The following is a 12,728-nucleotide window of genomic DNA, read 5'->3' as shown; positions in this document are numbered from 1 at the left end:
AACTAACCTCCTATTTGCTTAATTCCAGTATTGCATTATTTTTTTGCTTAAGACTTGGTGCTACCCCATGCCATTCAACGTTATCCTCCATGAAAGATATGCCTTTTCCTTTAACAGTATTAGCAATTATCATTGTAGGTTTGTTTTCTACTTTTTTGCTATCGCTGAAAGCCATTTCTATATCTTCAAAGTCGTGTCCATTACACTCTATTACATTCCATCCAAAACTTTGCCATCTTTCTTTTAATGGATCTACATTCATTATTTCACTTGTTCTACCATCTAGTTGTATTCCGTTCTTGTCTATTATCGCTACTAGATTATCCAGGTTAAACTGCACAGAACTCATAGCTACTTCCCATACAATTCCCTCTTGAATTTCTCCATCTCCTAATAAAACATATATGTTTCCTGATTTATTATCTATCTTATTAGCTAATGCTAATCCACCTGCATTTGAAAATCCTTGACCTAATGAACCTGTTGAAATATCTACCCCAGGACACTTTTTCGAATCTGGATGTCCCTGCAATATAGAACCAATTTTTCTTAAATTATTTAACTCATCTTTTTTTATATATCCTTTTTTAGCTAATGCTGCATACAATGCTGGTGCAGCATGCCCTTTACTTAAAACAAACCTATCTCTATTGTCCATTTTAGGATTCTTTGGATCTATATTCATTTTTTCAAAGTATAAATAAGTTATTATATCTATTGCTGAAAGAGAACCTCCTGGGTGACCTGAACCCGAATTATATATCATCTCTATAATATCTTTTCTAAGTTCTTTAGAAATTTCTTTTAACTTGTCTATATTCATAAAAACGCCTCCTACTTCTCTGTAAAATTTGTATAAAAATTGAGGAATTTTTCAATTCCCCAATTTAAGTATTATGCTTCAGTTTTTTCTGGTGAATTAACTGCTTTTTTATTTGAAATAATAGTTAACACTACCATTAGTAAGAATATTCCTATTAAAGTAAATGTTAATCCCATACCGCCTATATACTCTTGAACTTTACCTAAGAATATACCTGCTACTCCAAAATCGGCATCTGAAAAAGTAGAGTTTGCAAATCCTAAGTTACCAAGTACAGGTAATAGTGCAACTGGTAATAATGATATTATTAAACCATTTACAAATGATCCTACCATTGCTCCTCTTCTTCCCCCTGTTGAGTTACCAAATACAGCAGCTGTTGCTCCTGTAAAGAAGTGTGGTACAACCCCTGGTATTATTATTGTCAATCCAAGAACTCCTAGTAATAACATTGAAACAACTCCACCTAAGAAAGAGAATATAAATCCTAGTAACACTGCATTTTGTGCATATGGGAAAACTATTGGACAGTCTAACGCAGGTTTTGAATTTGGAACTAGTTTGCTTGCAATTCCCTTAAATGCTGGTACTATTTCATTTAAAACTAATCTAACGCCATTCTGGATTAATATAAATCCAGCTGCAAAGGTTAAAGCTTGAATCATTGAATAAACTATAAAGTTTTTACCACCTGATAATTCATTTTCTACAAATGTAGGCCCTGCAACTATGGCAACTCCAATATATAAAATTAACATTGTAAGTGAAATTGAAACTACTGAATCTCTTAAAAAGCTTAGTGATTTTGGAACTTTCATTTCTTCTGTTGATTTCGATCCTTTACCCACAGCTTTTCCTATTAAAGCTGATACTGCATATCCAGTTGCTGAAAAGTGTCCTAAAGCTACCTCATTATTTCCTGTAATTTTTCTCATAAAAGGCTGAAGTATAGCTGGAGATAGAACCATTATAAGTCCTAATGCTAAAGAACCTGTGAAAATTAAATTTACTCCTGTCATTCCTGCTGATGCTAATATAACAGCTATCATACAAGCCATAAATAATGTATGGTGACCTGTTAAGAAAATATATTTATACTTTGTGAATCTTGCTATTAAAAGATTGGCTATCATACCAAACGTCATAATTAAAGCTGTAGATGTACCAAATTGATCTATTGCCATAGCAACTACTGCCTCATTATTTGGTATTACACCTGATATGTTAAATCCATGTTCAAACATAACTCCAAATGGTTGTAGTGCACCTACAATTACACTTGCTGCTGCTCCTATAACAACAAATCCTACCATGGCTTTTAATGTTGCTTTTATAACTTGATCTATACTTTTCTTTTGAAGGGCTAATCCAACTATAACTATAATACCTATTAATACTGATGGTTCTGATAGAAAATCTACCAGCACCTTTAAAATTCCACCCATCTTTAACTCCTCCTAAAAATAGTCTTTTTTATAAGGCTAATTTTTCTTTTAGTTTTTCTCTTAACTCGTTTTTATCTAATAATGAATCTAATACTATAAGATTTGGAAGATGACTTGCACTATCCTCTAAATCCTTAGCTGTTACAAATATATCTGCATCTCCACTTGTTACATCTGCTAATGATGTATGATTTGCTTCATAGTCACCACTTACTCCAAGCTCATTTAATATATCTGTTATATTCATCTCCACCATAAAACTTGATCCTAGTCCTGATCCACAAACTGCCATTATTCTTTTCATTTTATATTACCTCCTGAATTTCATTTTCATTTTTTGACTTTATAATTAAGTTTAATTTTTCACCATTCATACAAACTTCTGCTATTTTCCTAAGGGTTTCTACATGTGATGAACTATCAACTGCTGAAAGTGTAAAAAATACACTTATATTTTTCCCTAAAAAATCTACTGGTTCATTTAATTTTAGAACACATAAGTTACTACTTTTCACTCCATCTTCTGGCCTAGCATGAGGCATGCATACTCCTTCTGTTAAGCAAAAGTATGGCCCAAATTCATTTATTTTACCTATTATAGCCTCATAATACTTTCCATCTATATCTCCATTTGCTTCTAAAATATCGCAAGATAGCTTTATTGCTTCTTTGTAACTTTCAACTCTGTCTATCACTTTTACTATCATAACAATTCTCCTAATGCCTTATTGAATATTTTTTATATCTTTATAACTCTTAGCCATTTTAAACTCTTCAACATTTTTATTTTTAGTTAATATATCTATTAAATTAACTAAATTCATGTTTTCCTCTTTATTTGCTAGAACAACAATGGTTTTTACCTTAACTGTGTTTTTATTACCAAAATCAATAGGGGATTTTAATGTTAATAGACTTATAGAATTTTCTATAACATACTCTGGTGGTGCATGAACAAACGCTATTTCTGATATAAAAACCATATATGTTCCCAGTTCTTCTACTACTCTTATCATTTCGTTTATATATTGCTTTTTTATTTTCTTATGATCTAAAAGAGGCTTTGCTGCTAAGGATATTGCATCCTTCCAATCTCGTATATCCTCATTAAATCTTGAATATTCTTCTTTTATTAAAGCTGTTAAACTTTTAGATTTTTTTAATTTAACCTTATCAACTAAATATTTACAATTAGATTCATACCTTTTTTCAAATATTGCTGTTTTAATTTTTTCTGTATCTTCTAATTCTAGTAAAGGATTAACTTGAATCACTAAATTATTTTTAATAGTTAACGGGATTGTACTTATTATAAAATCTACATTACCATCCTTAAGTATTCTTTCTACATGGGTTGCCCTACATATACTTATTATTTCAATTTCTGGTATCATAATGTTTATTCTTGCTTTTAATAAGCTAGATGTTGCCAACCCACCATTGCATACTATTAATACCCTTGCCTTAAAACTACTACTTATATTTCTTTCAAACAATGCATTGAAATATAATGTCATAAATGCAATCTCTGTGTCTGGAAATTCAACTCCTAATATATGTTCTTTATCCTTAAGTATCTCTTCTGTGATATTATAGATAAATGACATCTTGTACTTAATTTCTTCAACCATAGGATTATCTATATAAAGTTGATTCTTTAATCTATATGTTGCAACTTTCAAATGTCTTGCCATTTGCTTTTTAAGATCAAATTCTTCATCACAACTTATATCTATAACCTTATATAACTCTTCTAATATTTCATTTGTTATAGCGTTAAATTTATTTTCATCAGTTTTATCAAAATCTTCTTCAGATGTTGTCGTTTTTGATCCTTTAAACAATCTTCTTAAATAATAAACCTCTTCATCTTTAATTTGTTTTTTTAAAACATCTTCTATAACTTCCTTAATGACTTTAAAATCCCTTTCATTTTTCACATTATTTATTTCATCATCATCATAGCTTACATAGTTATTATTGCTCCATCTACCATATATAAATAAGGTGATTAATTCTAATTCTTCAACTGCAATTTCTGAGTATTCAACATTAATTTTTTCTTCTATTTTGCTTATTATTTTTAATGCTGTATTTTTAGAAAAACCCTGTTCCGTTAGTATCCATTCTTCCATATTAATAGATTTATTTTCTTTCAAATCATTGGATAGCCTAAAAAACGTATTTCTAATTTCAATTTCATTTCCTTCTAGAGACAGACCGTGATAAGATCTATTTCTAATTTCAATATTAGAATTTTTAAAGTTATCCTTAACAGATTTAAAATCTTGAATTATTGTGTTTTTACTTACACCTAATCTATCTGCTATTTTTTCAATTGTGGTCTTTCCTTCTATTAATAAAATTAAAGTTATTATATTAATTCTCTCATCTGATGAATACACTTTGAACTCATATTCTTTCATTATGTCTTGTATTGTGGTTGAGTCATTAATATTTAACTTCACTCCAAATCTTGGCTTTCTATCTAAGGTAATATTGTATTTTTTTAAAGCCTTCTCTACAGAATCTAAATCATATCTTATAGTTCTTTCACTTACTCCAAATATTTTTGACACAGTATCAATAGTTATATAATCATCTTTCTTCTCCAATAAATAACTTAATTGAATTTGTCTTTTATTAAGTGATATCACATTATTTCCTCCTCAATATTCCCTATGACCTTATTGTATTCGTTTTCTATAGTATAAACTACTACAGTTTTCTTCATTCAATGTGGTAATTTTACATTATTTTTAATAATTATATCATTTCATAGTATTTTTCGACACATTTCATCTGTGCACATAAGAACAAAAGGCTGCACCTTTTTTAATTGACAATTGAGAATTGATGATTTACAATTATTGTCAATTGTACATTATCAATTATCAATTCAAAAACTCTCTAACCCTAAATTTCATCAGCATTTTATAATCAAAAACTTTTATACTTTCCTATACGTAAATAAAGGTCTATGTTAATATGTAAAAACATACTAACATAGACCTTTAAATACTAGAATTTATTTAATTTTTATTCATGATCTTCCCAGTCTAAAGCCCTACTAACAGCCTTTTTCCATCCTTTACAGTACTTATCTACTTTTTCCTGTTCTAATTTAGGTTCGAATTTATCAGACATTGTCCAGAAAGCCTTTATTTCTTCCCTGTCTTTCCAAAATCCTACTGCAAGCCCTGCTAAACAAGCTGCTCCTAGTGCTGTTGTTTCTGTTATAATTGGTTTTATTACTTCTCTACCAAGTATATCAGCTTGGAACTGCATTAAGAAATTATTTCTACTTGCTCCTCCATCAACCTTTATATCTTTGAGATCACATCCTAAATCCTCTACCATAGCATCAACAAGATCCTTTGTTTGATAAGCTATAGATTCAAGCCCTGCTCTCATTAAATGGTTTCTATTTGTTCCTCTTGTAAGACCTGAAATTGATCCTCTAGCATACATATCCCAATATGGTGCTCCAAGTCCAACAAATCCTGGTACTATATAAACTCCACCATTATCCTTAACCTTACTTGCAAAATATTCAGTATCAGCTGAATCATCTACCATTCTAAGCTCATCTCTAAGCCATTGGATAACTGCCCCGCCAACAAAAACTGATCCTTCTAAAGCATATTGAACTTTATTATCAATTCCTATTCCTATAGTAGTTAATAATCCATTCTTACTTTCTACTATTTCATCACCTGTATTCATTAGTAGGAAACATCCTGTTCCATAAGTATTTTTAGCATCACCTTTTTCAAAACAAGTTTGTCCAAATAAAGCAGCTTGTTGGTCTCCAGCTATACCAGCTATAGGAGTTCTAACCCCACCTTTTCCTCCTAAGTTTGCATATCCATAAATCTCAGAAGAATTTTTAACTTCTGGTAACATTGACTTTGGTATATTTAATTCTTCTAAAATTTTATCATCCCATTTTAATTCTCTTATGTTATAAATCATTGTTCTTGATGCGTTTGTATAATCAGTAACATGAACTTTTCCATTAGTAAGTTTCCATACAAGCCAAGTATCTACTGTACCAAATAGAAGTTCTCCTTTTTCTGCCTTTTCTCTAGCACCTTCAACATTGTCTAGAATCCATTTTATTTTAGTTCCTGAAAAATATGCATCTAAAACTAGTCCTGTATTATGCTTTATATATTCAACCATTCCTTCTTTTTCTCTTAATTTATCACATATTTCGGCAGTTCTTCTACATTGCCATACTATTGCATTATATATAGGCTTTCCTGTATTTTTATCCCAAATCATAGTAGTCTCTCTTTGATTTGTTATACCAATACCTGCTATTTCATCAGGGGAAATATTATTCTTAGCTAAAACCTCTTGTAATACGCCATATTGACTTGCCCATATTTCCATAGGATCATGTTCAACCCAACCTTCTTTAGGATATATTTGTGCAAACTCTCTTTGATTTATTCCCATTATATTCTGTTCTTTATCAAATATAATTGCTCTTGAACTTGTTGTTCCTTGATCTAATGCCACAATATATTTTTTCATACAAACACACCTCTCCCATTTTGTAAACCTATACATAGTATTTTAAAATAAATATTTATTTAATTTTATTACAGTTTAATGATTAAATCAAATACTAAACTACCTACTATACCACCTATTATAGGTGCTACTACAGGTATCCAAGCATATCCCCAGTCTGGATGAGTTTTATGCTTTACTGGTAATATAGCATACATTATTCTTGGTGCTAAATCTCTAGCTGGATTTATAGCATAACCAGTTGTACCTCCTAAAGATAATCCTATACCCCATATTAATAGACCAACTAAGAACGAAGCCATTATTCCTACTGTTCCTACAACGTCATTTCCTGCAATTTGGAAAGTTGTTTTAAATACTTCTCCATAAGTTATTCCTCTTATACCTAGTAACAATATAAAAGTTCCTGTAAATTCAGCTATAAAACTATATAAATTGTTTCTTATTCCTGGTGCTGTACAGAAAGTACCTCTTATATCCTCTGGATTTTCTGTTTCATCATAGTAAGGTTTATAATTTAGATAAACTGCTATCATTCCTAACATTCCACCTAACATTTGACTAACTATATACATTAAAACTTTGTCCCAAGGGAACAAACCTGATACAGCAAGTCCAACTGTTACTGCTGGATTTAAATGTGCTCCACTCATCCAACCAGTTATATAAGCAGCAACTGTTACAGCGAACCCCCATCCAGCTGTTATAACAATCCATCCTGAAGAGTTACCTTTAGTTTTCTTTAATACTACATTGGCTACAACTCCATTACCTAATAAAATTAAAATAAAAGTCCCAATAAACTCTGCTACATATGCTTGCATATTATCCACCCTTTCATAAATTAATATTATATATATAATTAATTATCTAGTTATATGCACTATATGCCTTTTAGTATATGTTTACAATTAAAGAATTGATCAAGAAACTATAATGCTTATAAAACAGATAAAAATTAACATCACCTTTTATTAAATTAAGAATAGCTTGTTCAAGTTATAAATTAAGGAAAGCAACCTCTTTATTAACTCTCAAATTTTCATTCCTAATTTCCGAAACAACCTTAATTCTTAACCCCCTTAAAACTTGTCACTTGATCTTCCATAATTCTTCATTAGTTGTTGATATACAAGTAGCTCCAGCCTCAATAGCTTGTAAAATATCATCTTTATCAGATATTAATCCACCTGTTATTATTGGCTTTGATATTTCTTTAGATAATTCTTTAATTACCTTGAAAATTACTCCAGGTAACATCTCTATAGCATCACACTCTTGTACCATATGGTTCTTCAAATCTTTTTTAGCTAAACTATCTATAATAAATACCCTTTGTATAGCTATAAAACCTAATTTTTTAGCAATTTTCACCATTGTAGGTTTTGTACTTATTATCCCATGAAACTTAGTTTTTTGTCTTAAAAATTTTAGGGCAAATTCCCTATTTGATAATCCATCTAATAAATCCACATGGATTATACCTATTTTATTTTTCCCATAGATTTTTTCACTAAGTTCAGCTACATTTAAAATATTTCCAAACAATACAAATATAATTTCTATATTTGAATTTAATGCATTTTCAAGTTGTTTCTCATTCTTTACAGCTGCAACAACTGGATTGTTTTCCAAAGCTTTTTTAAAACTGCTCATTCATATACCTCTCATTTTCCACATTTAATTCTATAACTTATTCCTATAAATTTCCAACTATACTGCACTATTATCGAATATTAAGTTGAAAGTAGCTCCTTTAAGTAACAAATGGTAAGTGATAAATTATTGTTAGTTTTTCTGAACAAAATTCAAAAATATCCTTCACCCTTAATTTCTAATTTTCAACCAAAATAAATCTATAACTATCTTGTCATTGATTGATAATCATTCGCTTATCAATTCCAAATTATTCATACAATTATATATATGATATATTATAATATAAAATTCTTATATTTGTAAAAAAATTTACTCAATTGTTTTTGTTGCTACAATGTTTGATTGTGTACCTAAGATGTTTTTAATTATAATTTGTCCAGCCTTTACTGGAAGTGATACTTGAACCTTATTTATCTCTTCCATACATTTAAAGTTTAAATTTTTAGGTATTGGCTTATCTGTTTTAACTGGTACCATTTTTGAGGTTTCTCCATTTATCTTAACAGTAGAAGTAATAGCCCTAACCGGATTAGTAACCTCATTTATTCCATAAGCTTCTCCTCTTATACATTTATTCCCTGAAACTGTTTTATTGTCTATATCAACTTTTAATCTACATCCATTAGGACAAACTATGCAAATTAATTCTTTTTCCATAATTTACACTCCCTTCAAATTCTTTACTTAATCTTCTAAAGAAATTGTTATATCCTCTTTTATATCTTCAAGTTTACTTTTTGGTATAATTAGTTTCTCCATTTCTGCTGGTATTAAGTGTTGCTTCTTAAACTTAGCTATAACCTTATCTCCACTTTTAACAACTAAAGTTTTATCTTTATACACGTTATTTACTCTTAAAAGTACATTTAAGTTTCCATCTATTAAATCAACACAAATCTTTTGAGGCACTGTATAATTCACTGCATTTCCGTTTTTTATATTTATATATTCTCCTTTTACAACTTCATTCTTTAAATACCCAGCGGCACATTTGCCTGCATGTCTTGCCTCTGATGTAACAAAATCAACCAAATCGTGAACATGAACTACATTTCCACAAGCAAAAATTCCATTTTGTGATGTTTCCATGCTTTCTGTAACCATTAACCCATTGGTTCTTCTATCAATGTCTATTCCTGCATTCTTTGATAATTCATTTTCCGGTATTAATCCAACTGATAATAACAAAGTATCAGCATCAAACTCTATTTCAGTTCCTTTTATAGGTTTTCTATTTTCATCTACCTTAGCTATAACAACCTTTTCTAATCTTGTCTTTCCTACTAAATCAACCACAGTATATGATAGGTATAAAGGTATATCATAATCATGTAGACACTGCACTATATTTCTATTTAGTCCATTAGAATATGGCATAAGTTCAACCACTGCCTTTACCTTAGCACCTTCTAGAGACATTCTTCTCGCCATTATAAGTCCAATATCCCCAGACCCTAAAATAACTACTTCTTTTCCTACCATATAACCTTCAATATTTATATATCTTTGTGCTGATCCAGCAGTAAATATTCCTGCTGGTCTATCTCCTGGCACATTTATAGCACCTCTTGTTCTTTCTCTACATCCCATAGCAAGTACTATTGCCTTGGCTTGTATCATTATATATCCTTCTTCTGAATTAATTGCATGTATAATTTTATTTTCATCTATATGAAGCACCATTGTATCGAGCTTAACATCAATATCTGTACCATCTACCATATCTATAAACCTTTCGGCATATTCTGGTCCTGTAAGCTCCTCTTTAAATGTGTGAAGGCCAAACCCATTATGAATACATTGGTTTAAAATTCCTCCAAGTTCTTTATCTCTTTCTATAATTAGAATTTTTTCTACTCCATTTTCTTCAGCTTCATATGCTGCTGCAAGTCCTGCTGGACCCCCACCAATTACAACTAAATCATAATACATAGATATTACCCCCTATTTTGTTTTGCCTGTTAAAATATAAGAATCCTCTTTGTCTAGAGTTATATCAACCATATTCTTGTTTAATTCTCTTGATATTATTTCTTGTACTCTTGGACCACAAAATCCACCTTGACATCTTCCCATTCCTGGTCTACATCTTCTCTTTACACCATCCAAAGATATGTTTCCAAAGGATCTTTTTATACATTCTATAATTTCTCCCTCTGTTATACTTTCACATCTACAAATTACTCTTCCATAGGAAGGATTTTTCTTTATTAAATTATTTTTCTCCTCTTGGGATAATTCCATAAAATGTACCTGTTTTCTTATAGGGTTAAAATTCTTATTTGCCTTAAAACTCATTCCACACTCTTTTAATATTTCAATTACTCTTAAAGCTATTGCTGGTGAAGATGAAAGTCCTGGTGATTTTATTCCAGCCACATCAATAAATCCCTTAACATCTTCAGCCTCTTCAATTATAAAATCATGTCTATCTGAATTAGCTCTCAGCCCTGCAAAATTTCTTATACTTTCTCTATAATTAACTTTCGTTGTAGTTTTCATAGCAACTTCTCTTATAGCCTCAAGTTCTTCCATTGAAGTTGAAACATCTTCTCTTTCCTCTATATCAATTGCATCTGGTCCCACCAGTAGATTTCCATGCACTGTAGGCGTTACTAGAATTCCCTTTCCTAATTTAGATGGACATTGAAATATTGTGTGACTTATTAAGTCTCCTTGACTTTTATCCATTACATAATAAGCACCTTTTCTTGGTATAATTTTAAATGCTTCTTTACAAACCATATTATGAATTTTATCAGCATATACTCCTGCTGCATTTATTAAATATTTACTTTCTATAACTTCTCCTGAATTAAGTTTTATTTTAAAGTTTTCATCTTTACTTATTCCCATGACTTCAGAAGATATTTTAACAATCCCTCCATTAATTAAACCGTTTTCAACAAGTGCTATTGTATATTCAAAGGGACCAACTATTCCACCTGTTGGTGCATATAATGCCCCTACTACTGTAGACTCTAAATTTGGTTCTTTTTCTAAAGTTTCTTCTCTATTTAAAATTTGAAGTCCTTTTACTTTATTAGCTCTACCGTTTTTACAAAGAAGTTCTATAGTTTTCATATCTTCATCATTAAAACCTATTATTAATGAGCCATTTCTCTTAAAAGGAACAGATAATTCCTTACACAATCCTTCAAATATTTCGTTACCTTTTACATTATATTCAGCCATCATAGTACCTATTTGTGGGTCATAACCAGCATGTACTATTGCCGAATTTGCTCTTGAAGCCCCCATTGATACATCATTTTCTTTTTCTATAATAACAACATTTAAATTGTACTTTGTTAACTCTCTAAATATCGATGCTCCTACTACCCCAGCCCCTACTATTGCAACATCATACATAAATTAATCCCCCTTTTTTAAATTGACAATTATTATTGAAAGTCACAGATTTTCTTTAATTTATTTTTTCATTTCAAAAATCTTCCTAAGAAGATTTATCCTTAACTTGTCACTCATAACTTGTCACTCATCAAAGTTTTCAACTAAAAAATAAAAGAGTTAAGCAAAGTGGGCATAATTCACCCAGCTTTGTGCTTAACTCTTTTTCTCTATAGCACTAATATTAAAATTTTCTATTTATTTTATTTTCATTATATCATCTTATAAAGATATTTTCCACACTTTTCTCAAAATTCTCACTATTATTTTTGCAAATAGATAATATTATCTTCTACATGAATAACATTCTATAGCAAATTGTGCAAACTTTTGAGCTTTGCAAAGTAATTCATCTGCTCTATGTCTTAACTCTTCTTGTATCCCTCTTAATCTTCCTATTTCTTTATTCTTTTGGTCTGCTTCTCTATCATAGTAATTAGCTTTTTTCTCCAATTCATTTGCTCTTTGGATTAATTGTCTAGCTTGAGCCTTTAAGCATTGAATTTGGTCAAATATTTTTTTTGCTTTTTCTTCTAAGCATCTACATTTATTTTTACAATGACAACTTGAATTTCTATAACATTTTATTGCTTCACTAATATATTTAGCCCATTGACAAGTAAGTTTATTTATATTTGCATAAAGTTCATCTGCTTCTTTATAAAGACAATTAGCTTTATCATAATTTTCATCTGCTAATCTTCTTAACTTTCTTACTTCCCATATAAGCTTGTCTATTTTTTCTTGTATACCTTGAGCTTTTCCTTGAAGTCCATAAGCCTTTTCAAACAATTCCCTTGACTCATTTGCATACTTATCACATCTGTTTTTGTGATCTTCACATTCAT

The 12,728-nt window shown here is 30.1% G+C and carries 12 protein-coding genes; all 12 read right to left on the bottom strand.

Annotation, left to right across the window (positions count from 1 at the left end):
* Nucleotides 1-10: 10 nt before the first annotated feature.
* Nucleotides 11-823, bottom strand: coding sequence for a transketolase (locus tag BM119_RS13570; protein WP_090042273.1), 813 nt, complete (start codon nucleotides 821-823; stop codon nucleotides 11-13).
* Nucleotides 824-894: 71 nt separating this feature from the next.
* Entirely contained in the window at nucleotides 895-2,268 is a 1,374-nt protein-coding gene (locus BM119_RS13565; protein WP_090042271.1) for a PTS ascorbate transporter subunit IIC, read from the bottom strand.
* Nucleotides 2,269-2,296: 28 nt separating this feature from the next.
* The gene (locus BM119_RS13560; RefSeq protein WP_090042269.1) at nucleotides 2,297-2,572 is read right to left on the bottom strand and encodes a PTS sugar transporter subunit IIB; all 276 of its coding nucleotides are present in this window, start codon (nucleotides 2,570-2,572) and stop codon (nucleotides 2,297-2,299) included.
* 1 nt (nucleotide 2,573) lies between these two features.
* On the bottom strand, nucleotides 2,574-2,975 hold the full coding sequence (locus BM119_RS13555; protein WP_090042267.1) for a PTS sugar transporter subunit IIA: 402 nt from the start codon (nucleotides 2,973-2,975) through the stop codon (nucleotides 2,574-2,576).
* A gap of 18 nt (nucleotides 2,976-2,993) precedes the next feature.
* On the bottom strand, nucleotides 2,994-4,925 hold the full coding sequence (locus BM119_RS13550) for a BglG family transcription antiterminator (protein WP_090042265.1): 1,932 nt from the start codon (nucleotides 4,923-4,925) through the stop codon (nucleotides 2,994-2,996).
* 382 nt (nucleotides 4,926-5,307) lie between these two features.
* Nucleotides 5,308-6,810: a glycerol kinase GlpK gene (gene glpK, locus BM119_RS13545; protein ID WP_090042262.1), complete on the bottom strand. Its 1,503-nt coding sequence runs from the start codon at nucleotides 6,808-6,810 to the stop codon at nucleotides 5,308-5,310.
* Nucleotides 6,811-6,878: 68 nt separating this feature from the next.
* Complete coding sequence (locus BM119_RS13540) at nucleotides 6,879-7,634, bottom strand: MIP/aquaporin family protein (RefSeq protein ID WP_177199425.1); 756 nt, start codon at nucleotides 7,632-7,634, stop codon at nucleotides 6,879-6,881.
* A gap of 268 nt (nucleotides 7,635-7,902) precedes the next feature.
* Entirely contained in the window at nucleotides 7,903-8,466 is a 564-nt protein-coding gene (locus BM119_RS13535; protein WP_090042258.1) for a glycerol-3-phosphate responsive antiterminator, read from the bottom strand.
* 312 nt (nucleotides 8,467-8,778) lie between these two features.
* Nucleotides 8,779-9,126, bottom strand: coding sequence for a DUF1667 domain-containing protein (locus BM119_RS13530; protein ID WP_090042255.1), 348 nt, complete (start codon nucleotides 9,124-9,126; stop codon nucleotides 8,779-8,781).
* 27 nt (nucleotides 9,127-9,153) lie between these two features.
* A complete protein-coding gene (locus BM119_RS13525) occupies nucleotides 9,154-10,401 on the bottom strand; it encodes an NAD(P)/FAD-dependent oxidoreductase (RefSeq protein ID WP_090042254.1) in 1,248 nt (415 codons plus the stop codon).
* Between the two features lie 12 nt (nucleotides 10,402-10,413).
* A complete protein-coding gene (locus BM119_RS13520) occupies nucleotides 10,414-11,841 on the bottom strand; it encodes an NAD(P)/FAD-dependent oxidoreductase (protein WP_090042253.1) in 1,428 nt (475 codons plus the stop codon).
* A 324-nt stretch (nucleotides 11,842-12,165) separates the two neighbouring features.
* Nucleotides 12,166-12,728 (bottom strand): hypothetical protein (locus tag BM119_RS19935; RefSeq protein ID WP_177199424.1); only part of this gene is annotated, 563 nt, incomplete at its 5' end.

Origin of the sequence: Clostridium frigidicarnis (assembly GCF_900111985.1) — a bacterium.
In the GTDB taxonomy this organism is placed as follows: Bacteria; Bacillota; Clostridia; order Clostridiales; family Clostridiaceae; genus Clostridium_Z; species Clostridium_Z frigidicarnis.
The sequence above is the reverse complement of the archived record's forward strand: the minus strand, read 5'-3'. Positions and strand labels throughout refer to the sequence as shown.